This window comes from Arthrobacter sp. TJ-178, assembly GCF_058269275.1.
The window spans coordinates 55,413-82,372 of sequence record NZ_JBZCNK010000001.1; the positions used below are offsets into that span (position 1 = coordinate 55,413).

Genomic DNA, 26,960 nt, shown 5'->3' on the forward strand with positions numbered 1-26,960 from the left:
GGAGACTTTTACCGGCGCTACTTGGAAATCTCGGCAAAGGGATTGCCCCGCTGCTGAATACGGGCAGCAGAAAGGGCCGCGGTAATCCGCGGCCCTTTCTGCTGCTGCCGACCGGCCGACGGTTACCGGCCTACTGCTGCGGGCTAGAGGCCCTTGCGCTTCTTGGGAGCCACTTCTGCTTCGCTGGCACTCTTGGCTCGTTTTTCGGCCCGCTTATCCTTGATGGACTTGCCCGGCTTTTTCTCATTTGAACCCTGCGGGGATTTACCTGACATTTAGGCTCCTCTTGAAGAACAAATACGGATAGTCCCGACCATACGCTGTATAAAAATAAAAGCCAGTCCCCGTGCGTCCTGTTCTATTTCCCGCCCGGCATGCCCCGCCCTGAGTGCGGCGCCGGCGCCGCCGCCTGACCGAACATCTTCCAGTGTCGAGAGGACGCCGCTCTTTCCCGTCGAGAGTAGAAAAGATGACCCTTCGCGACGCTGAAAAGGTCACGTACACGACACTCGACGAGGCAAACAACCGGAGAGCCGAAAGACACACCACGCAGACACTGCACAACTTGTACGGTCGCCCACGCTGCACCAGCTCGAAAACGCACACTGTGTACAGATATCCCCGCGCGAATTGCATGCTTCGGCACTGCCGGACTAGGTTGCCACTATGGTCTCAGTCACATCACAGGTCCCGGAGCTTTCCGGAGACGAACTGCGCCGGCTGTATCGGTTGCTCACAGCAGTGCGGCAGCTCGATCTCGCGGCGGTCGCCTGGCAGCGCCAGGGCATCATTCCCGGCTATGCGCCCGAACTCGGGCAGGAGGCCGCCCAGGTGGGCAGCGCCTTCGCCATGGACCGGAGCCGGGATTTCATCTTCCCCACCTACCGCGAAATGGGTACGGCCCTGACCCTCGGGGTGGACATGGTCCAGTACATGGCCACACACAAGGCCTCCTGGCACGGCGGTCTGTACGATCCGGTTGCCACCCGCCTTGCTCCCATTCAGGCGGTAGTGGGCGGTTCAGTGCTCCACGCGGTGGGCTGGGCCCACGGGCAGCGGCTGGAAGCCCAGGCAGGCGGCGGCATTCCCGCCGAAGGTTTGCCCGCGGCACTCACCTACTTCGGTGACGGCGCCAGCTCCCAGGGTGACATCCACGAAGCGATGAACTTTGCAGCGGTACTCAAGGCGCCGGTGATCTTCTTTGTCCAGAACAACGGCTGGGCCATTTCGCTGCCCACCGAGGCCCAGGTGGCCGGCGGCACCGTTGCCGCACGCGCTGCCGGATACGGCATGAAGTCCCTGACGGTGGACGGCAACGATGCCCCCGCCGTCGTGATGGCCACCCGCGAAGCGCTGGCCCACGCCCGCGCCGGGCACGGTCCGGTGCTGATCGAAGCAATGACGTACCGGCGCGGACCGCACTCCACCAGTGATGATCCGGGCCGCTACCGCACCCTGGAGGAAGAACGGCGCGACGCCGGCACCGACCCGGTGGAGCTGCTGGCAGGCCGGCTGCTCGCCGAAGGCCACGCCGACCAGGAATTCCTGGCCGCGGCCAAGACCGACGCGATAGCCGGCGCAGATGAAATCCGCGAGGGAGTGCAGGCCCTGGCACCGCGCCCCGGCGCGGAGATGTTCAAGTTTGTGTTCGCCGAATCCACCGAGCAGCTGAAGGACCAGGCACTCACCTGGCGGAAGGAATCCGAACATGACTGACCAGATGACCGGCAGCTCGGACCTCGCCGCGGCGCAGGCCAACACCGAAGACACGGCAGCCCAGCAGCAGTCCGCCACCCCGTCCGTTCCCGCTGTTTCCGGAACCACCGAGACGCTGTCCATGCAGGCAGCGCTGAACCGTGCCCTGGCGGAGACCCTCGCGGACAATCCGAAGGCAGTGATCCTGGGCGAGGATGTCGGCCGTCTTGGCGGGGTCTTCCGCATAACGGACGGCCTGCAGCAGCGTTTCGGCGCGGACCGGGTCTTTGACACCCCGCTGGCTGAGTCCGGAATCCTGGGCATGTCCGTGGGCCTGGCGATGGCCGGCTTCCATCCGATTCCCGAAGTTCAGTTTGACGGTTTTGCCTATCCCGCCGTGAACCAGATCGTCACCCAGCTGGCCCGGATGAATTACCGCAGCCGCGGCACCCTGCCGATGCCGGTGACCCTGCGGGTGCCCAGCTTCGGCGGCATCCGCGCCCCCGAACACCACGGCGAATCCCTTGAGGCGCTGTTTGCCCACGTTCCCGGCCTGAAGGTGGTTTCCCCCTCCTCGCCGCACGAGGCGTACCACCTGCTCAAATATGCCGCCACACGCCCTGATCCCGTGATCTTCATGGAACCGAAGTCCCGCTACTGGCAAAAGGGCGAGGTGGACACGGCCGACGGCGGCAACCCTCTGGGCTCCAAGGTGGTCCGCAGCGGCAAGCACGTCACCCTGATCGCCTGGGGTGCCATGGTGGCGCGCTGCCTGCAGGTTGCCGAACTTGCCGCCGAGGACGGCATCGAGGTGGAGGTCCTGGACCTGCGCTGGCTCAAGCCGATCGACGCCGAGGGCCTGGCCGCATCCGTCAGCCGGACCCGGCGCGCCGTCGTCGTGCATGAAGCTCCGCTGACCTCCGGACTGGGAGCGGAAGTGGCCGCCCTGGTGACCGAGCGCTGCTTTGACACCCTGCGCGCGCCCGTTGAGCGGGTCACCGGTTTCGACGTACCGTATCCCTCAGGCGATCTTGAAGATGAATACATTCCGAACATTGACCGCATCCTGTTCGGAATCCAGCGAGTATTGGAGTACCGGCGTGGCTGAAATCCCCTTTCCCCTTCCCGACCTCGGCGAAGGCCTGATTGAAGCCACCGTGCTGGAATGGCTGGTGTCCGAGGGCGAGCAGGTGGAACGCAACCAGCCGCTGGTGGAAGTGGAGACCTCCAAGTCCGCCGTGGAGCTTCCCTCCCCGCAGGCCGGCCGCGTGGCACGCACCTACGGCCAGCCCGGCGAGAAAATCAACGTGGGCGAGCCGCTCATCGTCTTTGAAGTGCCGGACAATACCGCAGGCATTGTGGGAACCGTGCCGGCCGAAGCGCCCGCCCGCCGGCGGGTCCGCCTCACCGCAGCCCTGGACGAGGACTAAGCCATGCAGCTGAACACCCATGCCGTGGAAGGCTCCGATCCGGGCCTGTTTGCCGAGGTCATCGCGCCCGACGGCGGTGCCCCCGCGTCGCGGCCGGTGCTGCTGCTGCACGGCTTTGCCTCCTCCTCGCAGCTGAACTGGCATGACACCGGCTGGGTGAGCGCTCTGACTTCCGCCGGCAAAACCGTAATTACCGTGGATCTGCCCGGCCACGGGCGCAGCGCAGCCCCTGCTGATCCGCAGGCGTATCGCCCCAGCCGCATCCGCGCAGACCTGCTGCAACTGCTGATGGATGCCGGGGTGCTTCCCCTCGCGGATGACAATCCGGCGTCGGGCGTGGACATCATCGGTTATTCGCTGGGCTCGCGCCTGGCGTGGGAATTCGGAGCCACCCAGCCGGAGATGGTGCACCGCCTGGTGCTTGGCGGCGGTCCGGGCACCACCGATCCCCTGACGGGCTTTGACCTGTCTGCGGCTCGGGAGGCTCTGGCCGGCAACGCAGTGATTCACGATGAGACCACCGCCGAGACGGTACGGATGGCCCAGCTGGTTCCGGACAATGATCTGGCTGCACTGCTGACCATGGTGGAAGCAGTGAAGGAGGAGCCGTTCATTCCGGATGAAGCTGTTCCCGGCATGCCTGCGCTGCTGGTGGCCGGAGACCGTGATTCCTTTGCCGAGGGCACAGCTGAGCTGGCCGATCTGTCCGGGAAAGCGGAAGTGCTCCTGCTGCCGGCCCGGACCCATGCCAATGCGGTAACCTCGCGGTCCTTCAAGCAGGCCGCCCTGGAATTCCTGTCCTCACCGGATGCGGCCCCGGTCACCCACGGGTGAGAAGCGGCATATTAATAGTTGGTTCCCCGGCCTTGAGGCGCGAATCGCCGGGGACCCGCCGCGATAGGGTTAAACCGATAGCAGAGTACGATTCCTTTAGTCAGGCTGCTGATTAAATGTATTTCCGGTGCCACACAAGAACCCTGGGAAATCACTGCCGCTTCTTCATTTTTTCGACAGACCCTCAGGGAGGACACCCGTGGATGTACTCCTTGGGCAGCGCTACCGCACCACCGAACTTATCGGTTCCGGCGGCGCTGCATCGGTCTACCGCGCGGTGGACCAAAACCTCGGCCGGGAGGTCGCAGTCAAGCGCTTCCGTCCCGAAAGCAGCGACACAGACGCAAACCGCCGGCAACAGCAGGAAACCCTTCTGCTCGCCACGCTGAACCATCCCGGACTGGTGACGCTGCTGGATGCCGGAACCTTCGAGGAGGAAGACGGACGCACCTCCACCTATCTGGTCATGGAGCTCGTGGACGGGCCGGACCTGCGGGGAACCCTGAAGTCCGGGCCGCTGACACCGGCGGGCACCGGCTCGCTGGGGGCCGATCTGGCCGACGCCCTGAATTACGTGCATTCCAACGGCGTGATCCACCGCGATGTAAAACCGGCAAATATCCTGCTCTATCCGCAGGCGGAAAATGACACGCGGCTCTACCCCAAGCTGACTGACTTCGGCATCGCCCGGATGACCGACGCAACCCTGGCCACCGCCCACGGCGCCACCATCGGAACCGCGAATTACCTCAGCCCCGAGCAGGTACAGGGCGGCACCGTTGATCCGCGCACGGACATTTACTCCCTGGGCCTGGTGCTGCTCGAGTGCCTTACGGGTGTGAAGGCTTTCCCGGGGCCCATTGTTGAGTCCGCCGTGGCCCGCCTGCTCCGGGATCCCGAGGTCCCCGCCGAACTGGGCTCGGACTGGGTGGAGCTGCTGCGCTCCATGACCGCCCGGACCGTTGACGCCCGGCCGGACGCACATGAGGCTGCCGAAGCCCTTCGTGCCCTTGCCGTGGAGCCGGAGGTTCTGCAGCATCTGGGGTTCCCGACGGATTCCGGTTCCGACGACGCCGTTACCGGCGGAATTACCACCGGCAACATCTACATTCCGCTGCCTCCGGCGCACGCCCCCAGCCTCGGCTGAACCAGCGCAAACAAAAGCCCGGGCCGGAAGAAACTCTCCGGTCCGGGCTTTTGTTTACCGGCTGATTTGCTGCCGGCTCCGCTTCTATTGGTTACAAAGCGTTACTTGGATCCGCCCTCGGCAGACTCCTGGTCTTCCTCGGGTTCAAAGTTCGACGCTTCACCGGTGGACGCGGCGGCCACGCCGTCTTCAGTGTCGGGGATGGTCCCTTCGGGTCCGGTGGTCTTCTCGCCGTCCTTCGAGGAACTCTCGTTGGCGTTCTTTTCGCTGCCCATGGTGGGTCTCCTCATCCGCTGCGGCTCCCGCCGATTGTTCCGGCGCTTACCTTCGATACTAAGCCACCTGTTGACCGCGCCGACAGCTGAAGCGGATTGGCCGCCGCTGCCGGGGGCTTGTTCCGTGCCCCGGACAGCCCCGGACGCTCAGGCACGCCGCCGGCGGGCAGCGACGGCCCACCTGGTGCACAGGCTCAGGATCAGCAGCGCAGCAGCCGCTCCCACGGTGACCAGGAACGCTGCCTGATGCCCGTGACTGTCCGCCAGCCGCCCGGCCAGGGCCGCACCAAGGGCGGTTCCGGTGACGACGCCGCTGGCGAGCATGGTCATGACGGTTCCCATCAGGTGTCCGGGGGCAACCACGGCACCGATGCCGAAGATGCTCACCATGGTGGGACCCACCGGAATGCCCAGGATAAAGAGTGCCACCAGCATGGTGGGAATGCTTGTGGGCAGCAGCAGGAGCACCGAGAAGGCCGTCATGGCAGCCGCGGCGGCCATCCACCGTGCCGCCGGACCGAACCGCTCCGGCCAGAAAGCGACGGACAGTGCTGCGGCCGCGGAGCTGATGCCCATGACCGCGTACAGCAGACCGGCGGCAGAGGAGATGCCAAAGACACCGCCGAAGGCCGTGAGGCTGGTCTGGGTTCCCCCGAAGAACGTTCCCATGGCCACCATGCCCAGCACGGGAAGGGCGATCAGCAGCCAGTCGGCGCGCGGCTCTGCGGTTGCCGCCGGTTCCGGCTGGCCGGAGGCCGCTGCAGCGCTCCGGGCGGCCTTGGCGGCGCGGGCCGGGATTACCGTTCGCACCGTGGGGTGCACGGCAAAGGCCGCGACCATGGTCAGAGTCAGGACGGCGGCGAGCGTCAGGGGCAGCCAGGGTGCGACGGCGGCAGCCAGGAGGCCGACGAGGGCCGGGCCGAGAACGAAGCTCAGTTCGTCAGCCGTTCCTTCGTAGGACATGGCGGTATCCAGATCCCGGGCACCTTCGGTGCCGGTGCCGGTGCTAGTGCCGGTGCCGGTGCCGGCCGGACGCCGCGACGTCATGGACATCCAGCGCACGCGGGCCAGCGGACCGACCTGCGGGCAGGTGGCCCCCATGAGGAACGCTGCAGCCAGGATTCCGGCCGCGCTGGAACCGTCGGCGGCGGATAGAAGGTGGGCCATGTAGAGCACCAGTGCCGTGGCCAGCGGGTTGACGATGGCAGCGGCCAGCAGAATCGGACGCTGTCCCACGCGGTCTGCCGCGAAGCCGAGGATCGGAGCACCGATGGCCGAACCGATGCCGACGGCGCCGGCTGCCAGTCCGCCGGTGGCGTATGAGCCGGTCACGCTGGTGACCAGGGTCAGGGCGCCCACCGTCAGCATGGCCAGGGGAAGCCGGGCGAGGAAGGCGACCGGAACGAAACCGCGGCCGGCGAGCGCAAAGATCCGTGCGTAACGGCCGGCGGTGCCTGCGGCAGCCTGGTCCGGCTCCTGCGGATGCGACTGCTGCTGCCGGGGATCCTGCGGCTGCGGGGGGTGGGAAGAGGCTGAAATTGGGGTTTGTTGATTGCTCATGCGATATCCAGATACGTTGCATCGCGCATCGTCCCCCCTCCCGATGCGCCCAACCCGGCTACCCAGCAACCTTACCCTTTATCCGCGGTGCCGATCGAGTTCCGGGGTCCGCCCGCCGCCGCGGGGTTACACCCCCACCGGGTCTCCGGCGGTGAACCGCACGGTGGATCCGTTGCGGCCCTTGGTGATCTGCAGCTGGGCACCGATCCGCTGCTTCATTTCCGCCACGTGGCTCACCAGCCCCACCACGCGGCCGCCGTCGCGCAGTCCTTCCAGCGCGTCCATGACCTGTTCCAGGGAGGTGTCGTCCAAGCTCCCGAAGCCCTCGTCCACAAACAGCGTTTCAATGCTCACCCCGCCGGCTTCCTGCTGAACCACGTCAGCCAGGCCGAGGGCCAGTGCCAGGGAGGCCATGAAGCTCTCTCCGCCGGACAGGGTTGACGTGTCCCGGTGCTGGCCGGTCCAGGCATCCGTGACGTGCAGCCCCAGGCCTGCCTTCTTGTTGCCCGACGTGGAGTCACTGTGTACCAGGGCGTAGCGTCCGCCGGTCATGGCGGAGAGCCGTTCAGTGGCTGCCGCCGCAACCTGTTCCAGCCGGGCGGCGAGCACGTAGGTGCTCAGCGTCATCTTGTAGCCGTTCTCCCCGAGACCGCGCGCGGTGTCAGTCACCGAGCGGAGAAGCTCATGCCGCTGCTCGAGGGGCTGGATGCGTTCCGCGGCGCCGGCCAGCTCGCGGCTGTAGGACTCCAGCGCCTGTGTGGAGGCTTCGAGGAGACCCAGCCGCACCGAGCACCGGGTCAGCTGCGCCCGTGCCGCCGCGGCTGCCTCGGAGGCCAGGACCACATCTTCCTCCTCGGGAACCGGGAGCGGTTCCCCGTGTCCGTCCAGTGCCGCGGACGAGTCCTCGCCCTCACGGCGAAGGGCAAGCCGCTGCCCTTCCTCGTCGTATCGGGCCACCGTGAGCTGAAAATCAGCGGCAGCGGCGGAATCCAGCAGGGCATCGCGCACATCCTGCACCGTGGCGAAGTCCGATCCGAGCAGCCTGGCCGCGAGATCTTCGCGGGCTTCAGCCTCGTTTTCCCGTGCCGTCTGCAGCTCCGCCAGGCTGCTGCGCGCGGCCGTCAGCAGGAGGTGAAGTTCAGACAGGCAGTCAACCCGCTCGCCGAGGGACGCGAAGCCGTCCCGGGCAGTTTCCACCCGGCCGCTGAGCTGTTCGATCTGCCGTTCGCCTGACAATCGCTGCTCATCGGCCTGCGCTGCAGCGAGCAGCGCGGAGGATTCATCGTCGGCGAGCTGCTCGAGCTGCCGGGACAGCTCGGTGCGCCGGGCTGTTGCCTCGGCCAGCTTGCCGGCGGCCGCTGCTGCCGCGGCGAGTTCGGCGCCGGCTGCTTCTTCGCAGGCCCTGGCAGCACCGGCATCGCCGTCGCCGCCCTGCACCTTGAGCTCGGCGACCCGGCGGCTGTCCCTGTCTGCCTGCAGCCGCGCAGCCTCGAACTCTTTCTCTGCGGTTTCGGTGCTCTGGCGGGCCTTGTCCTCGTCCTCTTTGGTGACGGCGCTCTCGCCGTCGGGCAGGGCCGCAGGTGCGGGGTGTTCGGCGCTTCCGCAGACCGGGCATCCCTGTCCGTCAACAAGCCGTCCGGCCAATTCAGCTGCTGCCTGTTCCAGCCGGCGCTGGAGCTTGTCCTGCCATTCCTGGCGCCGGTCCTGGTAGGCGCCGCGCAGCCGTGCTGCCTCGGCTTCGGATGCCGCTGCCGTCCGGGACGCTTCGGTGAAGTCTTCGATGGCGCGGGTTAGGGAGCGGGCGTGTTCCAGTTCACTGCGTGCTGATTCCTGCTTGGATGCCTGTTCGCGCAGGGTGTCCAGTTCCCGGGCAAGGCCGTCTTCTTCGGTGCGGAGTTCCCCGGCGGCAGCTTCCGCAGCCGCGGCAGCAGCACGGCTTGCCGCGGCCCGTGTGGCGGCATCCGCACAGTCCGCTTCGAGCTCGCCTATGCGCTGTTCCTCGGCCAGGGCGGCTTCCGCTGATCCGCGTTCGCTGGTCAGACGGGCGTCCGCGGCCGACAGCACCGGCAGCACGGCTTCCCGTGCCGGGCCGTTGTCTGCAGCCGTTTCCTGCCTGATGCCAAAACCGGCCGCCAACGGATGCTCGACCAGGGCCTGACGGGCCTGGTCCGCAGCGCTTTCTCGGCTTTCCAGCCGTTCCTGCGCCGTATCGACGGCCCGGACATAGCCGCTGAGCACCTCTGCCTGCAGGTGGCGGGCCAGGCTCTGGCGCACCGGTTCCACTTCCTCGCGGTGCCGGAGGTGGTCCTGTTCATCGCGTTCGAGCTGTTCACGTGCGATGCCGCGGGCACGGCGGTGCTCCACGTCCTGACGAAGGTCCTCGGCTTCGCGAAGCGCCGTCTCCAGGGCGGCGTGTTTTTCCCTTTCCTGCGCGGTGCGTTCTGCCAGCCGGCGGCGGAATTCTTCGACGGATTGGATTTCGCCGGCGGCGTCCTCCCCTGCCGGGTCGGGCAGCAGGCCGGCTCCGTCAACAGCATCGTCGGCGGCTTCGCCGTCGTCGCCGCTGTCCGCCCACCTGTCCATTTCATCGCGTGCCCTGCGCAGGACGTGCTCGCTCTCCGCCCGGGCGGCGTCCAGCTCCCCGGCGGCGACGGCGAGATCATCCCGCAGCTGCGCTTCAATGTTCTCGAACCGGGTGGTTCCAAACAGTTTCTGCAGCAGGGCGGCCCGGGTGAGCGCGTCAGCTCGCAGGAAGGCGGCAAAGTCGCCCTGCGGCAGCATCACCACGCGGGTGAACTGTTCCTTGTCCATGCCCATGAGGGCCTGGATCTCCGCACCTGCCTCATCGTTGCGGGCGGTTTTTTGGATCCATTCCCCGTTAACAAGCTCGCGGAGCGTGGTTTTGGCCTGCTCGACCACCGTTTTTCCGGTGCCGCGCTTGGCCGGACGGTTCCACGCGGGATTGCGCACCACTTCAAAGCGGCGGTCGCCAGAGCTGAATTCACACAGGACTTCCGGCGCGGTGTCCGGGGCGGCATGATCACTGCGCAGCCGCTTGGAGGTTTGCCGGGCGCCGGGAACGGATCCGTACAGGGCATAGCAGATGGCATCCAGGATGCTGGTTTTCCCTGCTCCGGTGGGGCCGTTGAGAAGGAACAGCCCGTGTGCTCCCAGTTCATCGAAATCGATGACCTGACGGTCGGCAAACGGACCGAACGCCTGGATTTCAAGCCGGTGGATCCTCACTGTGCCGCCTCCGCTGACTGGACTTTCGACAGGACTTCAGCGAAGAGCTGTTTCTCCTGTTCATCGGCGCGGCGGGACCGCACGTGGTCCAGGAAGCCGCAGCAGATGTCCAGATCATCAGTGGCCCGCGCCAGCCGCTGGCTGTAGGTCTGGGTGGCGGTCCGCGGGCCCGACGCCGGCTCAAACGTGAGCACGAGGGTGTCCGGGAAGCGGGTGCGCAGCCGTTCCATGGCTTTCGCCGGACGCTCGTCATCGGTGAGCGTGACCTGGCAGTAAGCGTCTTCAGCGTCGGTGAGCCCCGGATCGGCGAGCAGGTGCTCCAGCGTCCCCTTGAGCACGGCGAGCCGGCGCGGCGCCGGCCAGAGGACCGGTTCCACCGATGCCAGCCCGCCGCCGTCAAATTCCACCAGCAGCCCACCCTTTTGCTGCCGCGCTTCGGAGAAGGAGTACGGCAGCGGGGAACCGCTGTACCGGACGGAGGAGCTCAGTTCCTGCCGCCCGTGCAGATGTCCCAGCGCGGTGTAGGCAAAGCCGTCAAAGAGGTCCAGGGGAACAGCGCCGACGCCGCCCACGGTCAGGTCACGTTCACTGTCCGAGGTGATGCCGCCGCTGGCAAAAACATGGGCCATCGCCACGGGAATGACCGGCTGCCCCTCCGCGGCGCGGCGCTCAACGTCCGTCCGGATCCGGCGGACGGCCTCGCCCACCACACCGGCATGGTGCGGAACGTCAACGCCGAGCTCCGGGGCGGCCAGCCGCGGCTCAAGATAGGCAATGCCGTAGACGGCGACGGGAGCGCCGCCGTCCTGCGAAAGCAGCACCGGTTCCGCGATCTCGCTGATCCGGGTCCGCAGGTAGACGCCTCCGCGCTCGAAGATTTTGCTGCCGAAGCCCAGCCGGGCCGCGGAGTCGTGGTTGCCGCTGGAGAGGATGACCTTGGCTCCCGCGGCGGTGATGCGTTCCAAGGCCGAGTCGAGCAGGCGCACGACGTCGACTCCGGGCAGCGCGCGGTCGTACACGTCACCGGCGATCAGGACGGCATCTACGTCCTTCTCGCGGACCGTCTCGACCAGGCGGTCGATGAACTGCTGCTGGGCGCCGAGCATCCCCACGCCGTGGAAGGAACGGCCCAGATGCCAGTCGGAAGTGTGCAGTAATCGCATACCAACAAAACTACCCCGAGGCACTGACACTCCCCGGCCACCGGGAACATGAGAACGCCCACCCCCTTCCGCGGGTCCTGCTGCGGAAGGGGGCGGGCGGGGTAATGCTCGACGCCGGCGCCTGGCTGGCGGCGCGGGCTGCCAGCGGCGCCGGCGGCCCGGGCTAGGCCTTGGCGCTGCCCGGACGGTCGCCGTCGTCGTCGCCGTCGAAGAACCCGCGGGCGTCGTCCTTCTTCTCCAGTGACACCGCATGCGGCGCAGCGGGAGCAGAGGTGCCGGCAGGCGCTGCGGGAACGGCCGGAGCGGCAGCAGGTGCGGCGTCTACTGCATGATCTGCGTCATCAACGTCGGTTTCGATTTCGGCATCTTCTGCCGTGCGCTCACGGGCGGAAACCGTCAGGTCGATGCTGCGGTAGATCAGTCCGGTGATCAGCGCACCCAGGATCGGTGCCACCCAGAAGAGCCACAGCTGTTCCAGGGCGTCGGTGCCGGCAAAGATTGCCGCCGCCGTTGAACGTGCCGGGTTGAGGGAACCGCCGGTGATCGGGGCCAGGAAGGTCAGCAGGACGGCGTAGGTCACGCCCACGGCAAATGCGGCCGAGACGGCAGGGATCCGGCCCTTGGAGGCGCCGAGGAACACGGCCACCAGCAGTGCGGTGCCCACTACCTCTGCGAGCAGGGCGCTGGCCAGCGGAAGACCAAGCTGGTAATCGGGGCCGTAGCCGTTGGCAAGCGCGTTGAAGATGTCCGAGCGCTGTGCAATCTCGGCCGGGACGCCCTGGAACACTACCCACAGGATCAGGAACGCCAGGAGCGCACCGATAAGCTGTGCCACCACGTAGACGGGAAGGGCCTTCCAGGACGTGCGGCCGGCCGCGGCGCTGCCCAGGCTGATGGCGGGGTTGAAGTGACCCCCGGAGACATAGCCGAAGGCCACCATGCCGGCTGCGGCGGCCAGTCCGACGGCCAGGGGCGCCGAAACGCCGCCGGTGGAGCTGAAGATGGCGGCGGCCGTGGCGAAGACCAGCAGGAAGGAACCGATGAATTCCGCGGCGCTGCGCCCCAACAGCCCGTAGCTGTGCAGCGGCTTGCGGCGTCCGGGTCCGACGGCAGGGCGCACAGCGCGTGCGCCGCCTGCAGAGATGGGATCAGCATTCATTGGCAAAAGTTTCCTCTTCCTAGTTATTGCGGCATGGCGGTCGGCTCTCCGTGGAGCCACCGCCGCCCCGAGCCGTATCTTCGGCGCCGGGGCAAACTCCACCAGCCTCCCATCCCGCGCTGTGAAGTTCCTGTGGGCGCGCTCACTGGGGGACCCTCGATATGCTGGAACGGTGAGTCCTAACCCTGAAAATGTCCCTGCCGCCGAGTCCTCGCCTGCGGAGCCCGATGCAGCTTCCTTCCATCTTCCGTCGAACGGGCAGTCAGGCAAAGTAGTTGGCTGTCTGCTGGGCGGCGCGTTGGGCGATGCCCTGGGCTACGCCGTGGAGTTTTCCAAACTGTCCGAGATCCGGTCAGCCTTTGGCCCTGACGGGCTCCGGGACTTTGCGGCGCTGCCGTCGCCCGTCCCGTTTTCCGATGACACACAGATGACCCTCTACACCCTGGACGGGCTGCTGGAGGCGCTGGAATGGGCCAACCAGGGCCTGGGCGCGGATGAGACAGCCTGTATCTGGCTGGCCTACCTGCGCTGGCTGAAGACACAGGGGGTCCCCCTGGATCCCGGTGCTCCCAGCCCGCCGCTGCGCTGGATTGATTCACAGACCGTCCTGCACCAGCGCCGCGCACCCGGTAACGCCTGCATTTCCGGCCTTTCTGGACCGGACATGGGCACCAAGTTCCGCCCGGTCAACCCGGACTCCAAGGGATGCGGAACGGTGATGCGCTCCGCTCCCTTTGGGCTGCTCCCCTATGTGGAGTCCGAAATGGTGTACCGGCTCAGCGAAGATGCTGCGGCGCTGACGCACGGACATCCGTCCGCCCTGCACTCCGCTGCGGTGTTCTCCACCCTCATCCACGATCTGCTTGCGCCGGACGCTTCCCTGCAGCAGGCCGCGGATGAGGCTGTGCGCCGGGCCGCGGACAGCGGGGTGCCGGAACTGGCCGCCCGGCTCACCGCGGCGGTGGAGCTGACCCGCTCCGGACCGGTCTCCCCCGAGGCGCTCACCGCTGCCCTGGGCGAGGGGTGGGTGGCCGAAGAAGCACTGGCCATCGGGCTCTACGCGGCCCTGGCCACCGCCTCGGCCGGCTCGCCGCAGGAGCACTTCCGGGCAGCGCTGGCGCTGGCCGTCAACCACGACGGCGACAGCGACTCCACCGGCTCCATCACCGGCAACATCCTGGGCACTCTCTACGGCGCCGCCGCACTGCCGGCCGCCTGGGTGGCAGCCCTGGAGGGCCGGGACGTCATCGAGGAGCTGGCGCGGCAGTTCACCGCCGCCACCGCGGGCTAAGCGCCGCCCAGCAGCCGAAGGAATTCCGGCTCGGAAAGCACCTCGATGCGCTGTCCCTTGCCGTGCAGGTCCAGGACCCGGCGGGCCTTGCCCGTCAGGACGCCGTTGCGCAGGTCCCCGGCCTCAAAACCGTCCCCCATCACCAGCACGGTGGTGGCCCGGGTGACGTTGGAAGCAGGCCTGGCACCGAGATCGGCTGCCCGGTTCTTGGCGGACTGGCGTGACATGCCGAGGTTGCCGCTGAACACCACGGTCTGCCCGTAGAGGGGGTGGTGCGGGTCGGCCGCCGGGTTGGGTGCCGGGTTCTCCCCCTCGGACGGCCACCCCGCCCAGCCGGTGGCCGCTGCCTTGGCTTCGGTTCCGGTTCCGCGTTCCAGCGCTGCCCGGGTTGCCTTGGACAGGGCATCCACGCCGGGGATGTAGGCGGGCAGCCGGGACGGAACCATGCCCTGTCCCGTGAAGAACTCCGGCATGTCCGCCGCACCGCTGCGGCGCACAATGTCCAGCATGATTCCGGCGCACGCACGCGCGTCCTCGACGGCGTCGTGGTGGTTCTGCAGCGGCACCCCGGCGGCCTCGGCCGCGAACGGCAGCGAGTGCGATGCCAGGGAATAGGTCCGGCGGGAGTGGACCACTGAACAGGTGTAGTCATAGGCCGGGCCGGGCAGATCGGAGACTTCCAGCGCGGAGCGGATCACGCCCATGTCAAAGGCGGCGTTGTGGGCCACCAAAAGGTCCTCACCGATGAATGCACCGATCTCCGGAAACAGCTCGCCGAAGCGCGGGGCTCCGGCCACCATCTCCGCTTCGATGCCGTGAATGCGGATGTTGCGGCGTTCAAAGAAGTCGTGGCCGGCGGGCGGGCGCATCAGCCAGGACGTCTCGTCGACGACGACGCCGTCCCGCACCTTGACCAGCCCCACCGAACAGGGAGAACCCCGGAATCCGTTGGCCGTTTCGAAGTCAATGGCCGTGAATTCAATTCCCACGCGGTGTTCGGTTCCTTAGATTTCTGCCTGCAGACACTGCTGCGGTGATGCGGTTTTTCGTACGTGCCGGGGTGCTGGTGAAACGGAGAGTAAAGGCTGCTCCGGACTATTCGCCGTCGACCGGCTCAGCCGGCTGGACCGGACCGACCGGCTGCTGCGCCGAAGCCGACTTCTTGCGGCGGTGCGAGCGGACCTTGCTGATCACAAACCACACTGCCACCAGAACGCACACAACAATGACGATCTTCTGGAAGACACCGGCGTATTCCTCCACCACGTGCCAACTCTCGCCCAGGTAGTAGCCGGAAAAGACGAAGATGGCGTTCCAGATGAGGCTGCCTGCAGTTGTCAGGCCCAGGAACTTCCAGATGGGCATCCGTTCGATGCCGGCGGGAATGGAGATCAGGCTCCGGAAGATGGGGATCATGCGCCCGAAGAACACGGCCTTGGCTCCGTGGCGGTTGAACCAGGCTTCCACCTTGTCCACGTCCTCCAGGTCCACCAGGGGAACCTTGGACACCAGTGCCCGCATCCGGCGCCGGCCAAGCCAGGCACCGAGTCCGTACAGCGCCCAGGCGCCGATAACGGAGCCCAGCGTTGTCCAGATCAGGGCCGCGACGAGGGAGAAGTTGCCCTGGCTGGCGGTGAATCCTGCCAGCGGCAGGATGACCTCGCTGGGCAGAGGCGGAAAGAGGTTTTCCAGGGCGATGGCCAAACCTGCGCCCGGAGCACCGATGGTCTCCATGACGCTGACGGCCCAGTCGGCGACCCCTCCCAGCGCCGATCCGTCGGAATTGGCGGTGGCAACTGAGGCAAGAATCTGTGTAGTCATATTGCCCTCAATTCTGCCTTAGGAGCGGCCGGGGCGGAAACCCGACACCGCCGGCCCCGCGGATTGGCCCTTCTTCCCTGCTGCGCGAAGGCGGTGCGGAAGCCTGCGGGCACGCGGTGATCGGTCCGCGCAGGCTCCCGCAAAGACACTCAGGCCAGGGCCTCGATGATGGCCGGCAGCAGCGCCCTGAAGGCCTGCCCGCGGTGGCTGATGGCGTTTTTCTCCTCCGGGCTCAGCTCGGCGCAGCTGCGGTCCAGTCCCTCGGGCTGCAGGATGGGGTCATAGCCGAATCCCCCGTTTCCGCGCGGTGCGGCCAGAAGCGTCCCGCGCAGCTCGGCACGCTCCACCGTGGTGGCTCCATCGGGCAGCGCCAGTGCGGCGGCGCAGACGAAGGCTGCGCCTCTGTGCTCCTCGCCGATATCCGACAGCTGGGCGAGCAGGAGGTCCAGGTTGGCGGCGTCGTCGCCGTGCCGGCCGGACCAGCGGGCGGAGAAGATGCCCGGAGCCCCGCCCAGGACATCCACGGCCAGCCCGGAATCATCCGCGATGGCGGCCAGCCCGGTCGCCTCAGCGACCGCACGCGCCTTCAACAGCGAGTTGGCCTCGAAAGTGACGCCGGTTTCGGGGACATCCGGAACGCCCGCGGCGGCCGCATCAATCACCTGCGTGTCGACGTCGAGCCCCTCGATCCGCCCGCGCAGCAGTTCGCGCAGCTCCCGCAGCTTACCGGCGTTGCGCGTAGCCAGGACCAGGCGGGCCTGAGCGGGAACGACGGCGGTCATACCGTTTCCTTAAGGGCCTCACCGAGGGTCCGGCGCTGGATTTCGGCCAGTTCCGAAGTGCCCAGCAGGGCCAGGTCAAGGAGGGCGTTCAGCTCGTCGCGGTCAAACGGTGCACCTTCGGCAGTGCCCTGGACCTCCACGAACTTTCCGGATCCGGTCACCACCACGTTCATGTCGGTTTCGGCGCGGACGTCTTCCACGTACGGCAGGTCCAGCATGGGCACCCCGTCGATGATGCCCACGCTGATGGCCGCTACCGTGTCCAGCAGCGGGTTGGCGTTCTTGGCAATGAGCTTGTTCTCCTTGGCCCAGGCCAGGGCGTCGGCGAGGGCCACGTAGGCGCCGGTGATCGCGGCGGTGCGGGTGCCGCCGTCGGCCTGCAGTACGTCGCAGTCCAGGACAATGGTGTTTTCGCCCAGCGCCTTGGTGTCGATGATGGAGCGCAGCGAGCGGCCGATCAGCCGGGAAATCTCGTGCGTGCGCCCGCCCAGCTTGCCCTTCACGGATTCACGGGCGTTGCGGGTGTTGGTGGCGCGGGGCAGCATGGCGTATTCGGCGGTGACCCAGCCCTTGCCTTCGCCCTTGAGCCAGCGGGGAACGCCGGCCGTCAGGGACGCGGTGCACAGCACCTTGGTGTTGCCGAATTCGATCAGCGCGGATCCTTCGGCCTGCTTGGACCAGCCGCGGGTGATGGTGATGTCACGCAGCTGGTCGGGGGTGCGGCCGTCGGAACGGACGACGGCGGTGCCTGCGGAGGGCGTGGAGGAAGAACTGTTTGCGGCTGTAGTCATGCGCCCAGTCTATCGGCCGGCTCCGCGGGGCCGGCCGCAGCGGTGCCCCGGGTCCCCGGCTTCCCCCGTCGCTGATACCTGCCTGAGGTTGTGCCATCACACGGATCCGCGACCGCCTGTTCAGGACCACCCAACAGGAAGACCACGTCAGATACAGCCCGGCCGATTTTCTCCATGACCGCTGCGATGCGTCCGAACTTGGGGAACGGGGAATGGGAACGACATGGTCACAGCAAGGCGCGCGCCAAAATGCGTCATATTGCCGGACGTACACGTTCCAGGCTGCGCGACGGAGCTGACTACTGTTTCAGCCGGCTGCGGACGGCCGCGGCTTCACCGGATTCGACCACTGACTCATCGTCCTCATCCTTGGGGAGAAACGATACGGCGCCTGCGAGGTGTCTCACATCGACCACTAGTTTCTCCAGTACCGCCTCGGTGGCCAGACGGAATGCCGCGGCCTGCCTGTCGGGCGAAGCCTCTGCTCCCGACACGTCGATGGAGGGCGGGTCAGGCAGGCTGGCAAGCTTCTTCACCGGAGCCGGCGTTTCACGGCCCAGCTTTCCGTCGATGGTGACACGCAGCCGCGCAGCCGAAATATCCCGGCCCAGCTCGGCCAGGAATTCAGCTGCCTCGTTACGGCTCAGCTTGTGCGTTTCACTCATTGCCGTCCTCTCGGTCGCCGGTGTCGGTCCCATTGTGCTCCTCCGTGCCTGCCTCGTCCATGACCCGCTGGTACGCCGCCAGGTAGTCATCGCCGATGATGCCCTGAGCGGCCATGGCCTGGAGCGTACTTGCCGCCGTGTCCATGGTCTCCTCAGCCTGAGCGGCGCTTGATGCTGCCGTCGGACGCCATGCCGGGTCCAGCAGTGTCAGATCCTCATCATCGACCTTGCCGGCCGCAGTGAGCCGATCCAGCATCTTGAATCCAAGGTCCTGCCGCTTGACCTGGTCGGACAGAGAAGCGTCCAGGGCCCATTGGACCCTCTTCCACCATTCTGCGCGGTCATCGGCCCGGCGGCGCTCAGCCATGGCCTTTCGGTTATCCTCAGACTGCTTTTCCGCATTGATCCTCTGCCGGCGGACCGAGGCCAGCCCGATCCACAACGTAACCCCAGCGCCAATCAGGACGGCCAACGGACTCAAGGCAGCGGCGATTTCCCACCACGCCGGATCGGCACGGGCTAGTTCCGCCGCTTGACTGGCGATCTGTTCAAGCTGTTCCTCATCCATTGCGGGCCAGCCTAGCTGCTGTCCTGCCAGCTGCGGGTGAGCGCCGCACACGTACTGGGCATACCCTCTCTGCAGCCCAGCGATCCAACTGGCCGGCCGCAGCGGGGGCGGTCAGCCCGCGGGCAGGACTCCGCGGTTGACTGCCAATCCCGCGGTAAAGGGGCTCCCGACGTCGTAGGAGACGCCCGCAACGGCCACCGCGAGGTCTCCGGCGTAGGTTTCCCGCGCCTCGGACACTGAGGCGTTCGCGTCATTCCACACCGGCAGGTGGGTGAGCAGCAGGCGGCGGGCGCTGGCTGCCGAGGCGGCTGCGCCGGCGCGCTTTCCGGTCAGGTGCACGCCTTCAATCGCGTCGTCGCGGCCTTCGTGGAAGGCTGCTTCACACAGGAAGACGTCGCTTTCGCGGGCGGCCTCTTCCAGGCCGTCGCAGGAGTCCGTGTCTCCCGAGTAGGCCAGGGTGTGCACTACGGGGAGGCCCTCTGCGTCGAAGCCCGGTGCCTCCACGCGCAGGGCGTAGGCTTCCTCGGCCGGATGCAGGACCGGGTAGGGCGTGACCGTGAACGGCCCGATGGTGACGGCCTCGCGGCTGGTCCAGTGCTGGAACTCGAAGTCCTCATGCATGCCCGGATCGGCGGGCAGGCCGTAAGCCGTGGCCATCCGGTCCGCCGTGTCCTTGGGACCCCACACCGTGATGCGGTCGCGGTTCCATCCTTCGGGGTCCCAGTGCACTGCCACGTGCAGGCCGCACAGGTCCATGCAGTGGTCCGGATGCAGGTGCGTGAGCAGGACCGCATCAATGTCGCGCAGGTCCATGTAGCGCTGCAGTGCGCCCAGGGAGCCGTTGCCCAGGTCCAGGAGGATGCGCCAGTCGCGTTCGCCGTCGTTGGCGGTCACGAGATAGCAGCTGGCGGGTGAGGCCGGGCCCGGGAAGGAGCCGCTGCAACCCACAATGGTCAGTTTCATAAGGTGCCGTTCCGAAGGGCGCCGGGCGGCCTTCCGTGGTTGCGGTGAGTGGAGCGGTCTGCGGCGACCATGTCCGGAGTGATCCGGGCCATGCTGCCGGTGGGGTAGTGGGCGGCCACGTTGTCCACATGCTCAACGCTGAGGACTTCGGGGCCGAGGAAGCGCCGCGCGAGCAGTTCAAACGACGTCGAATCCCCGGTGGCCACGAAATGGTGCTCCGGAGCGGTTTGAGCCGTGCGCTGCAGATTATGGGAGATCAGGGCCCGGTAAACGTCCTTGGCGGTTTCCTCGGCACTGGAAACCAGCGTGACGCCATCGCCCATGACGTAGGAGATCACACCGGTCAGCAGCGGGTAGTGCGTGCAGCCCAGCACCAGGGTGTCCACGTCCCGAGCCTTCAGCGGGGCCAGGTATTCTTCGGCCGTGGCCAGCAGATCGGGTCCGGCAGTGACGCCGGCTTCCACGAATTCCACGAAGGCCGGGCAGGCGACGGAGGAGATCTCCAGGTGCGGGGCGGCGGCAAACGTGTCGTTGTAGGCCCGTGAGCCAACGGTGGCTTCGGTGCCGATCACGCCCACCCGCCCGGAGCGTGTGGCGGAGACGGCCCGCCGCACCGCAGGCTGGATAACTTCGATGACGGGAATCCCGTAGCGGCGGGTGTAACGCTCACGGGCGTCCCGGAGGACGGCGGCGGAGGCGGTGTTGCAGGCGATCACCAGAAGCTTGACGCCGGAATCCACCAGTTCATCCATCACGCCAAGCGCATTGGCCCGGACTTCGGCGATGGGAAGGGGACCGTACGGCCCCTTGGCGGTGTCCCCCACGTAAAGAATCGACTCATTGGGCAGCTGGTCGATCACCGCGCGGGCAACCGTCAGGCCTCCCACGCCGGAGTCGAAAATACCAATGGGGGCGTCCTTGCGCTGTGCATTCGGCGATTCGGTCATCAGCGTGGAACTACCCGGGTCAGAGCTCATAATGTAACGACAATAGCCCCCGGGCGGCCCGCCGCGTACTTAGGCCGGAGTGCTCTTGATCACAGCAGGGAGCGTGTCATCGCCTGCATGAGTGTCTCCTGGAGCCAGGTGACAAAGTTGTACACCAGGGCCAGGTAACCGTCCACGTCCTGTGCCTTCGAGGGGTCCGTGATGCCGTGCAGGCGCTCGGCGTCTTCGTCCGTTTCAAGGTCCAGCCGGTCCGCGAGGACCAGCCGTACATCATTGAGAGCCCGGGCAAAATACTGGGCCTGTTCGGGGTTCAGCAGCAGCGGCTTGGACTCCAGGAGCAGAGCAGATGCCCGCAGCGCACCGGTCTTGTCCTCCCTCAGCGAGCGCTCGGTCAGGCGGCGGAATTCGAGGGCTTCGTCGTCGTCGCCCGTCACTCCGTCCGGCAGCAGCCGGCGCAGTGCGGAGTCGGACGGGACACGTGCACTGGTGTCCAAACCCACCATCGCGGCGAGCGGGTCGGTATCCGCAGGGGTGTCCGGTTCCAGCATGCCGAGCACATCGGCAAAAAGGCTGCGCAGCAGCTCCCGCTCCCCCGCCTCCAGCGATGCTGAGATTCCCTTGCGGGTGACCTTGAATCCGGTTGCCACGTTTGTCCTATCCGCCGACCCGGGGCCGGTCTGTGCTGCGCGTTGGTGCTGCTCGGTGCTGGAATGCCGGGCCGGCGGTGCGGCCTACGGCTCGTCCGTCTTCTGGAAGGTGGCCCAGAGACCAAAGGAATGCATCGCCACGGTGTCGCGCTCCGCAGATTCCCGCGAGCCGGCTGCCACCACCGATTTTCCCTGTTCGTGCACTTCCATCATGAGCTTGTTGGCCTTGGCTTCCGAGTAGCCGAAATAGCTGCGGAACACGTAGCTGACGTAGCTCATCAGGTTGACGGGGTCATTCCACACAATGACCACCCAGGGCACGTCATTGTCCACCAGGGACTCCGTCCCGGTCCGCTCGAGGGTATCGGTGCCGGGCGACGTGCCCAGCACAGCGCCGGCTGCAGTGCTCAAAGTCATGACTCCAATTGTAGGTTGGACGAGGTTCCCGAACCGCCAGCGGATGCCTTCTACTCAATAAGCGAACGGAGGATAGAGTTTTGACTGTGAACAGTCCTTCCGCGTGGCGCCAGCCGAATGCCGCCCTCTATACCGACCACTACGAGTTGACCATGCTGCAGGCTGCCCTGCACTCGGGCACCGCCTCCCGCCGCTCAGTCTTCGAGGTCTTCGGCCGCAGGCTGCCGGACGGGCGCCGGTACGGCGTGGTGGCCGGAACCGGCCGGATCCTCGAGGCCCTCGCCGCGTTCAGGTTCGACGATGAACAGCTGGAGTTCCTGGAGCGCACCTCCGTGGTGGACGCGCGCACGCTCAAGTGGCTGGCTGATTTCCGGTTCTCCGGCAACATTTTCGGCTATGCCGAGGGTGAGGCGTATTTCCCCAATTCGCCCATTCTCACCGTGGAGTCCAGCTTCGCCGAGGCCTGCATCCTGGAGACCCTGCTCCTGTCCGTGGTGAACCATGACAGCGCCATTGCCTCCGCCGCGTCGCGCATGGTTTCTGCCGCCGGCGGGCGCCCGTGCATCGAGATGGGATCGCGCCGCACGCATGAGGAAGCAGCCGTGGCCGCAGCACGCGCCGCCATCATTGCCGGCTTTGACAGCACCTCCAACCTGGAGGCCGGCCGGCGCTACGGATTGAAGACTGTGGGCACCGCAGCGCATTCCTTCACCCTGCTGCATGACACGGAACGGGCCGCCTTCCAGGCGCAGGTGGACTCACTCGGCTCCAACACCTCGCTGCTGGTGGACACGTACGACGTCGAAGCCGGCGTGCGCAACGCCGTCGCCGTCGCCGGGCAAAAGCTGGGCGGTGTGCGGCTGGACTCCGGGGACCTCGTGGCGCAGGCCCGCTGGGTCCGCGAACTCCTTGATGACCTGGGGAACACGGAAACCCGCATCATGGTGACCTCCGATCTGGACGAGTACGCCATTGCAGCCTTGGCCTCCGCACCCGTGGACGCCTATGGTGTGGGGACGTCGCTGGTGACCGGTTCCGGCGCACCCACCGCCGGCATGGTCTACAAGCTGGTCAGCCGGGAAGGGGACGACCACGAGTTTGTCTCCGTGGCCAAGGCCGCCAAGAACAAAGCGTCGCGGGGCGGACGCAAGTACGCGCTGCGCCGGCTCAACGAGCGCGGAACCGCCACGGCGGAGGTCATCGGCATCGGCCACCGTCCGCTGGATGACGGCAATGACCGGCCGCTGCTGGAGCAGTTTGTTGCGGACGGTGAAATACTTCCCGGCTGGACCGGGGCCGAGGCCGTGGAACGGGCGGCCAAGCGCCATGCCGCCTCCCTGGCAGAACTTCCCAGCTCGGTGAACCGCCTGCAGCGCGGCGAACCGGTGATCCCCACTGAATACGAGGAGTAAGAATGACGCGTGCCCTGATTGTTGTAGACGTCCAGAACGACTTCTGTGAAGGGGGTTCCCTCGCCGTTCCCGGCGGAGCCGACACGGCATCCGAAATCACCGACTACATCGAAACGACGCTGGGCCGCTACGCCGTCGTCGCCGCCACCCAGGACTGGCACATAGAGCCCGGCGCCCACTTCTCCGACACTCCCGATTACAAGGAGTTCTGGCCGGTGCACTGCGTCGCCGGCACGACCGGTGCCAATCCGCATCCGGACCTGGACACCGAACACATTGATGCATTCTTCCGCAAGGGACAGTACGAGGCAGCCTACTCGGGCTTTGAGGGCGTCCTGGCACCCGAGGATGAGGTGCCCACCGGCGATTTGGACGCGGCTACCGCACCGGTGGACCCCGCCGAAACGGTGAGCTTGGATGACTGGCTTCGGGACAACGACGTCGACGAGGTGGTCATCGTGGGCCTGGCCACCGACTACTGCGTCCGGGCGACCGCGCTGGACGCCATCGCTGCCGGCTATGACACCTACGTCATTCCGGACCTGTGCGCCGGGATCGACCGCGCGGACACCCGGGCTGCCCTGGCTGAGCTCGAAGACGCCGGCGTGGAGCTGCTGGACCTGTAACACCGGTTCGGGCGGACTGCACAGAGCAGAACACAAAGACAGGAAGAGGTGCTGGAGCGTATGGCTCCGGCACCTCTTCTGCGTCTTCCGGGGGCCTGCGGTCAGGGCTGCCCCTCTTGGGAGTGCCGAGCCGGCGGCCCGCCCGATTCTTTCGTGCAGCTAACGGGGCTTGGAAAAATCCCTCGTACAGATACCGGGTCTATTTGGCCCGAATTCGCGGGTTTGAGTCCGTTACCTGCACCAAGGATCCGCCCCCGAGCCCACCAGAGCCCGTTACCTGCCCGAAGGATTCGCCCCGAACCCCTACTTGCGCCCGATGAACCAGTCCTGCAGCTTCTTGAGCCGCTGATTGAGCTGTTCCTCGTTTGCCTGCGCCACGGGCGGCCCGCCGCAGATACGCCGCAGTTCGCTGTGCACCATGCCGTGCGGCATTCCCGACCGGGCAGCCCACGCGGACACATTCTTTGCCAGCTGGCCGCGCAGTTCGGTGAGCTGGCGGTGGTCCATGACCGTGGGGGCGGGTTCGGGCTCGCGTGACGCCGCTGCCTTGCGCCCGCGCCGGGACTGCTGCTCATGCTGGCGCTGGCGCAGCAGCATGCCCACCTGGTCTGCGTCCAGCAGGCCGGGGATGCCCAGGAAGTCCTGTTCCTCTTCGCTGCCCAGCTCTCCGCCGGTCCCGAACTCGCCGCCGTCGAACAGCACGCGGTCAAAGGACGCCTGCGATTCCAGTGCCTCGAACTTCTGCTTGGTGAGGGAGTCGGAGGCTTTTTCCTCGCGGTTGGCGGCCTCCATGAGGCTGTCCTCCAGCGCGAACCCTTCCTCCTCGAGGTGGTTCTCCGGCCGGTCCAGGGCGTGGTCGCGTTCCAGTTCCAGCTGGTTGGCCAGGGCCATCAGGTTGGGCACCGACGGCAGGAACACCGACGCCGTCTCACCCCGCTTCCGGGCGCGGACAAACCGGCCCACAGCCTGCGCAAAGAACAGCGGCGTGGCTGTGGAGGTGGCGTACACGCCCACTGCCAGGCGCGGAACGTCCACGCCTTCGGACACCATGCGCACAGCCACCATCCAGCGGCGGTCCCCGGCGGAGAACTCATCGATCTTGTCCGAGGCCTTGGCGTCATCGGAGAGGATGACCGTGGGAGACTCCCCCGTAATCTTCTTCAGCTGGCCCGCATAGGCACGCGCGTCGTCGTGGTCCGTTGCGATCACCAGCCCGCCGGCGTCGGGCACTGCCCGGCGCACCTCGGAAAGCCGGCGGTCAGCGGCGGCCAGCACCGCAGGGATCCATTCACCCGTGGGGTTCAGCGCCGTGCGCCAGGCCTGGGCGGTGATGTCCTTGGTAACGGCGGCTTCGCCGAGGGAGGCGGCCATTTCATCACCGGCGCTGGTCCGCCAGCGCATGGTGCCGGAGTAGGCCATGAACATCACCGGACGCACCACGTGGTCCTTCAGTGCCTGCCCGTAGCCGTAGGTGTAGTCCGCCTTGGAGCGGCGGATCCCGTCGCGGTCCTTCTCATACTCCACAAAGGGAATGGCCGCGGTGTCCGAGCGGAACGGCGTACCGGTCAGGGACAGCCGCTTGACGGCCGGTTCGAAAGCCTCACGGATGCCGTCGCCCCAGGACAGGGCGTCGCCGCCGTGGTGGATCTCATCCAGGATCACGAGGGTGCGGGCAGCTTCGGTCTTGGCCCGGTGCAGCATGGGCTTGGAGGCCACCTGCGCGTAGGTCACGGCCACGCCGATGAAACCGTCGCCGTGGCGGCCGTCGGCGTTCTTGAAGTTGGGGTCCAGGGCCAGTCCCACCTTGGCGGCGGCGTCGGCCCACTGGCGCTTGAGGTGGTCGGTGGGCGCGACGACGGTGATCCGCTTGACGATCCCGCGGTCCACCAGTTCGGTGGCAACGCGCAGGGCGAAGGTGGTCTTACCTGCGCCGGGGGTGGCGACGGCGAGGAAGTCATCGGCGTCGGCGGCAAAGAACTTTTCGAGGGCTTCGGCCTGCCACTGGCGAAGCTTCGGGGCTGTGCCCCACGCGGCTCGTTCCGGGTAGGCGGGCGGCAGGGCCGGTCCGCCGAAGAGGGTGTCTGGGCTCACGCTGTGAACGGCACCTTTCCTGTGTTTGGGGTAACAATTGCACTGCGGGCACCGGAGACAATCCCCAGGCACGCGAAAACGGCCAGGACAAGCCACATGACGCGGAACACGCCGGTTTGTCCGGAAGCAGCGGGGTCCTGCAGGAGGGCGAAAAGAATTCCCGCCACTGTGGTTCCCGCAACGGCTCCAAGCTGGTCCGAAATCTGGAGGGACGCGGAGTTGCGTCCCCGGTCCGCGGAAGTGGACAGGGCCAGCACCATCACGGAGGTACTGGAGAGGGCCAGGCCCATGGCTGCTCCCGCGAAGGACCACACCAGGACGATCACCCAGAAGGGGACGGCCGGTGAGGCAAGCAGCCCGATTCCTCCCACGGCTGCGGCCAGCATGGTTGCGCCAATCACCAGGAGGCGGTGGCGGCGACCGGAGGCACGTGCCTGCAGGAAGGAACCCACAGCCCAGCCTACCGCTCCTGCGGTCAGGGCCAGTCCGGCAGTGGCGGGGTCCACACCGTAGGCGGCCAGCAGCATCAGCGGCAGGAAGGCTTCAGCCGCCACGAATCCGGCGCTGAGCAGTCCGCGCGTGGCAACCACGCTGGGCAGCCCGCGGGTCAGGCGCAGCGTGCCGGCAGGCAGCAGGCGGATCAGGGCGACGACGGCGGCTCCGGTCCCCAGTGCGGCAGCGGCCCAGACCGGCACGGCGGCCGACGGCGAGGAGGCAGCGGCGCTGCCCGCCCACTGGGCAACGAACACGGCAACCGCCAGCACGGTGCCCCAGAGTGCCCGACGGCGCCCGGCCGCCGCATCCAGGGCCGGGTTTTCCGGCGGACCGAGGCTGCGGACCCGCGGCCAGACCAGCAGCCCTGCAGCCAGCACAATCGGAATGACTGCAGCAAAGACCCAGCGCCAGCTCACAAACTGTGCCAGCAGGCCTGCTGCCAGCGGACCCACCATGGACGGCAGGATCCAGGCGGCCGCGAGCCAGCCGAACACCACGGGCTGCAGCGCCGACGGGTAGATCTCGCCGATGATGACGTATACCGCCACGATCATGGCCCCGCCGCCGAGGCCGGAGACGGCCCTGCCCACGGTGACAATCCAGAACTCACCGGCCAGGGCGGACAGCAGCAGCCCGGCGGTCATCAGGACCATTCCCGCTCCCAGCGACGGCAGCGGACCGTCCCGGTCGCATCTGCTGCCGGCCACCACGGTGCCCAGCAACGATGCCGTGAGGAACATGGAGAAGGCGAGCCCGTACCCGGCGCCCGCGGAAAGCTCCTGCGCCACCACGGGCATCGCCGTCGTCACCGCCATGGCTTCGAAGGCAGAACAGGTGATGATCGCCAGGATCCCCAGGGTGAGCGCACGGTATTGGGCGGACATGGCGCCTGCAGGGCGCGGCTGCGCAGCCGAACCGCTCATGCGTGCACCGGA

At 67.0% G+C, this 26,960-nt stretch carries 26 protein-coding genes; 8 read left to right on the forward strand and 18 right to left on the reverse strand.

Annotated features, from left to right (window positions below; all coding sequences use genetic code 11):
• Positions 1-143: 143 nt before the first annotated feature.
• A complete protein-coding gene (locus tag AC4D2Q_RS00245) occupies positions 144-275 on the reverse strand; it encodes a hypothetical protein (RefSeq protein WP_490926756.1) in 132 nt (43 codons plus the stop codon).
• 391 nt (positions 276-666) lie between these two features.
• On the opposite strand from AC4D2Q_RS00245, the gene AC4D2Q_RS00250 reads away from it, so the two are divergent.
• The 5 genes from AC4D2Q_RS00250 (at position 667) to AC4D2Q_RS00270 (ending at position 5,106) form a co-directional block, all read left to right on the forward strand.
• A complete protein-coding gene (locus tag AC4D2Q_RS00250; protein ID WP_490944101.1) occupies positions 667-1,716 on the forward strand; it encodes a thiamine pyrophosphate-dependent enzyme in 1,050 nt (349 codons plus the stop codon).
• Between the two features lie 121 nt (positions 1,717-1,837).
• Positions 1,838-2,803, forward strand: coding sequence for an alpha-ketoacid dehydrogenase subunit beta (locus tag AC4D2Q_RS00255; protein ID WP_490945683.1), 966 nt, complete (start codon positions 1,838-1,840; stop codon positions 2,801-2,803).
• On the forward strand, positions 2,796-3,125 hold the full coding sequence (locus AC4D2Q_RS00260; RefSeq protein WP_400931789.1) for a biotin/lipoyl-containing protein: 330 nt from the start codon (positions 2,796-2,798) through the stop codon (positions 3,123-3,125). Before AC4D2Q_RS00255 ends, AC4D2Q_RS00260 begins: the two co-directional genes overlap by 8 nt.
• Positions 3,126-3,128: 3 nt before the next feature.
• Positions 3,129-3,959, forward strand: coding sequence for an alpha/beta fold hydrolase (locus AC4D2Q_RS00265; RefSeq protein WP_490944104.1), 831 nt, complete (start codon positions 3,129-3,131; stop codon positions 3,957-3,959).
• A 199-nt stretch (positions 3,960-4,158) separates the two neighbouring features.
• Positions 4,159-5,106, forward strand: coding sequence for a serine/threonine-protein kinase (locus tag AC4D2Q_RS00270; RefSeq protein ID WP_490944106.1), 948 nt, complete (start codon positions 4,159-4,161; stop codon positions 5,104-5,106).
• A gap of 101 nt (positions 5,107-5,207) precedes the next feature.
• Here AC4D2Q_RS00270 and AC4D2Q_RS00275 read toward each other — a convergent pair whose 3' ends face one another.
• The 5 genes from AC4D2Q_RS00275 to AC4D2Q_RS00295 all read right to left on the reverse strand — a co-directional run bounded on the left by AC4D2Q_RS00275 (position 5,208) and on the right by AC4D2Q_RS00295 (position 12,509).
• The gene (locus AC4D2Q_RS00275; RefSeq protein WP_490926751.1) at positions 5,208-5,381 is read right to left on the reverse strand and encodes a hypothetical protein; all 174 of its coding nucleotides are present in this window, start codon (positions 5,379-5,381) and stop codon (positions 5,208-5,210) included.
• Between the two features lie 147 nt (positions 5,382-5,528).
• Positions 5,529-6,941, reverse strand: coding sequence for an MFS transporter (locus AC4D2Q_RS00280; protein ID WP_490944108.1), 1,413 nt, complete (start codon positions 6,939-6,941; stop codon positions 5,529-5,531).
• Positions 6,942-7,067: 126 nt separating this feature from the next.
• Entirely contained in the window at positions 7,068-10,187 is a 3,120-nt protein-coding gene (locus tag AC4D2Q_RS00285; protein WP_490944111.1) for an AAA family ATPase, read from the reverse strand.
• A complete protein-coding gene (locus AC4D2Q_RS00290) occupies positions 10,184-11,350 on the reverse strand; it encodes an exonuclease SbcCD subunit D (protein ID WP_490944114.1) in 1,167 nt (388 codons plus the stop codon). The genes AC4D2Q_RS00285 and AC4D2Q_RS00290 overlap by 4 nt, the downstream gene beginning before the upstream one ends.
• Positions 11,351-11,513: 163 nt before the next feature.
• Positions 11,514-12,509 (reverse strand): MIP/aquaporin family protein, encoded by a 996-nt coding sequence (locus tag AC4D2Q_RS00295; protein WP_490944117.1) that lies wholly within the window; start codon positions 12,507-12,509, stop codon positions 11,514-11,516.
• 172 nt (positions 12,510-12,681) lie between these two features.
• On the opposite strand from AC4D2Q_RS00295, the gene AC4D2Q_RS00300 reads away from it, so the two are divergent.
• Positions 12,682-13,800 carry an ADP-ribosylglycohydrolase family protein gene (locus AC4D2Q_RS00300; RefSeq protein WP_490944118.1) on the forward strand — a complete coding sequence of 373 codons (1,119 nt, stop codon included), beginning with the start codon at positions 12,682-12,684 and terminating at the stop codon, positions 13,798-13,800.
• Here AC4D2Q_RS00300 and AC4D2Q_RS00305 read toward each other — a convergent pair.
• The 10 genes from AC4D2Q_RS00305 to clpS form a co-directional block, all read right to left on the reverse strand.
• A complete protein-coding gene (locus AC4D2Q_RS00305; protein ID WP_490944120.1) occupies positions 13,797-14,789 on the reverse strand; it encodes a 3'-5' exonuclease in 993 nt (330 codons plus the stop codon). The genes AC4D2Q_RS00300 and AC4D2Q_RS00305 overlap by 4 nt on opposite strands.
• 106 nt (positions 14,790-14,895) lie before the next feature.
• Positions 14,896-15,621 carry a DedA family protein gene (locus AC4D2Q_RS00310; RefSeq protein WP_490944122.1) on the reverse strand — a complete coding sequence of 242 codons (726 nt, stop codon included), beginning with the start codon at positions 15,619-15,621 and terminating at the stop codon, positions 14,896-14,898.
• A 149-nt stretch (positions 15,622-15,770) separates the two neighbouring features.
• Positions 15,771-16,403: an RdgB/HAM1 family non-canonical purine NTP pyrophosphatase gene (gene rdgB, locus AC4D2Q_RS00315; protein ID WP_490926743.1), complete on the reverse strand. Its 633-nt coding sequence runs from the start codon at positions 16,401-16,403 to the stop codon at positions 15,771-15,773.
• Positions 16,400-17,194, reverse strand: a complete 795-nt coding sequence (gene rph / locus AC4D2Q_RS00320) for a ribonuclease PH (RefSeq protein ID WP_490926742.1) — start codon at positions 17,192-17,194, stop codon at positions 16,400-16,402. The genes rdgB and rph overlap by 4 nt, the downstream gene beginning before the upstream one ends.
• A 299-nt stretch (positions 17,195-17,493) precedes the next feature.
• A complete protein-coding gene (locus AC4D2Q_RS00325) occupies positions 17,494-17,859 on the reverse strand; it encodes a hypothetical protein (protein ID WP_490944124.1) in 366 nt (121 codons plus the stop codon).
• On the reverse strand, positions 17,852-18,427 hold the full coding sequence (locus AC4D2Q_RS00330; RefSeq protein WP_490944125.1) for a hypothetical protein: 576 nt from the start codon (positions 18,425-18,427) through the stop codon (positions 17,852-17,854). The genes AC4D2Q_RS00325 and AC4D2Q_RS00330 overlap by 8 nt, the downstream gene beginning before the upstream one ends.
• A 111-nt stretch (positions 18,428-18,538) precedes the next feature.
• A complete protein-coding gene (locus AC4D2Q_RS00335; protein WP_490926739.1) occupies positions 18,539-19,390 on the reverse strand; it encodes an MBL fold metallo-hydrolase in 852 nt (283 codons plus the stop codon).
• Positions 19,387-20,337, reverse strand: coding sequence for a glutamate racemase (gene murI / locus AC4D2Q_RS00340; RefSeq protein WP_490945684.1), 951 nt, complete (start codon positions 20,335-20,337; stop codon positions 19,387-19,389). Before murI ends, AC4D2Q_RS00335 begins: the two co-directional genes overlap by 4 nt.
• 89 nt (positions 20,338-20,426) lie before the next feature.
• Positions 20,427-20,984 (reverse strand): DUF2017 domain-containing protein, encoded by a 558-nt coding sequence (locus AC4D2Q_RS00345; protein WP_490944127.1) that lies wholly within the window; start codon positions 20,982-20,984, stop codon positions 20,427-20,429.
• Positions 20,985-21,068: 84 nt separating this feature from the next.
• Positions 21,069-21,401, reverse strand: coding sequence for an ATP-dependent Clp protease adapter ClpS (gene clpS, locus AC4D2Q_RS00350; protein ID WP_490926737.1), 333 nt, complete (start codon positions 21,399-21,401; stop codon positions 21,069-21,071).
• 86 nt (positions 21,402-21,487) lie between these two features.
• Here clpS and AC4D2Q_RS00355 point away from each other — a divergent pair, with 86 nt between their 5' ends.
• Positions 21,488-22,813, forward strand: a complete 1,326-nt coding sequence (locus AC4D2Q_RS00355) for a nicotinate phosphoribosyltransferase (RefSeq protein ID WP_490944129.1) — start codon at positions 21,488-21,490, stop codon at positions 22,811-22,813.
• 2 nt (positions 22,814-22,815) lie between these two features.
• Positions 22,816-23,439 carry a nicotinamidase gene (locus AC4D2Q_RS00360; RefSeq protein WP_490944131.1) on the forward strand — a complete coding sequence of 208 codons (624 nt, stop codon included), beginning with the start codon at positions 22,816-22,818 and terminating at the stop codon, positions 23,437-23,439.
• Positions 23,440-23,742: 303 nt separating this feature from the next.
• Here AC4D2Q_RS00360 and AC4D2Q_RS00365 read toward each other — a convergent pair whose 3' ends face one another.
• Positions 23,743-25,530: a DEAD/DEAH box helicase gene (locus AC4D2Q_RS00365; RefSeq protein WP_490944133.1), complete on the reverse strand. Its 1,788-nt coding sequence runs from the start codon at positions 25,528-25,530 to the stop codon at positions 23,743-23,745.
• Positions 25,527-26,948: an MFS transporter gene (locus AC4D2Q_RS00370; RefSeq protein WP_490944134.1), complete on the reverse strand. Its 1,422-nt coding sequence runs from the start codon at positions 26,946-26,948 to the stop codon at positions 25,527-25,529. The genes AC4D2Q_RS00365 and AC4D2Q_RS00370 overlap by 4 nt, the downstream gene beginning before the upstream one ends.
• Positions 26,949-26,960: the final 12 nt, after the last annotated feature.

Excerpts from the sequence above, each read along its gene's own strand:
- AC4D2Q_RS00245 (WP_490926756.1), bottom strand. The coding sequence starts at position 275 with ATGTCAGGTAAATCCCCGCAGGGTTCAAATGAGAAAAAGCCGGGCAAG.
- AC4D2Q_RS00250 (WP_490944101.1), top strand. The coding sequence starts at position 667 with ATGGTCTCAGTCACATCACAGGTCCCGGAGCTTTCCGGAGACGAACTG.
- AC4D2Q_RS00255 (WP_490945683.1), top strand. The coding sequence starts at position 1,838 with ATGCAGGCAGCGCTGAACCGTGCCCTGGCGGAGACCCTCGCGGACAAT.
- AC4D2Q_RS00265 (WP_490944104.1), top strand. The coding sequence starts at position 3,129 with ATGCAGCTGAACACCCATGCCGTGGAAGGCTCCGATCCGGGCCTGTTT.
- AC4D2Q_RS00275 (WP_490926751.1), bottom strand. The coding sequence starts at position 5,381 with ATGGGCAGCGAAAAGAACGCCAACGAGAGTTCCTCGAAGGACGGCGAG.
- AC4D2Q_RS00280 (WP_490944108.1), bottom strand. The coding sequence starts at position 6,941 with ATGAGCAATCAACAAACCCCAATTTCAGCCTCTTCCCACCCCCCGCAG.
- AC4D2Q_RS00290 (WP_490944114.1), bottom strand. The coding sequence starts at position 11,350 with ATGCGATTACTGCACACTTCCGACTGGCATCTGGGCCGTTCCTTCCAC.
- AC4D2Q_RS00295 (WP_490944117.1), bottom strand. The coding sequence starts at position 12,509 with ATGAATGCTGATCCCATCTCTGCAGGCGGCGCACGCGCTGTGCGCCCT.
- AC4D2Q_RS00310 (WP_490944122.1), bottom strand. The coding sequence starts at position 15,621 with ATGACTACACAGATTCTTGCCTCAGTTGCCACCGCCAATTCCGACGGA.
- rdgB (WP_490926743.1), bottom strand. The coding sequence starts at position 16,403 with ATGACCGCCGTCGTTCCCGCTCAGGCCCGCCTGGTCCTGGCTACGCGC.
- rph (WP_490926742.1), bottom strand. The coding sequence starts at position 17,194 with ATGACTACAGCCGCAAACAGTTCTTCCTCCACGCCCTCCGCAGGCACC.
- AC4D2Q_RS00325 (WP_490944124.1), bottom strand. The coding sequence starts at position 17,859 with ATGAGTGAAACGCACAAGCTGAGCCGTAACGAGGCAGCTGAATTCCTG.
- AC4D2Q_RS00330 (WP_490944125.1), bottom strand. The coding sequence starts at position 18,427 with ATGGATGAGGAACAGCTTGAACAGATCGCCAGTCAAGCGGCGGAACTA.
- AC4D2Q_RS00335 (WP_490926739.1), bottom strand. The coding sequence starts at position 19,390 with ATGAAACTGACCATTGTGGGTTGCAGCGGCTCCTTCCCGGGCCCGGCC.
- murI (WP_490945684.1), bottom strand. The coding sequence starts at position 20,337 with ATGACCGAATCGCCGAATGCACAGCGCAAGGACGCCCCCATTGGTATT.
- clpS (WP_490926737.1), bottom strand. The coding sequence starts at position 21,401 with ATGACTTTGAGCACTGCAGCCGGCGCTGTGCTGGGCACGTCGCCCGGC.
- AC4D2Q_RS00360 (WP_490944131.1), top strand. The coding sequence starts at position 22,816 with ATGACGCGTGCCCTGATTGTTGTAGACGTCCAGAACGACTTCTGTGAA.
- AC4D2Q_RS00370 (WP_490944134.1), bottom strand. The coding sequence starts at position 26,948 with ATGAGCGGTTCGGCTGCGCAGCCGCGCCCTGCAGGCGCCATGTCCGCC.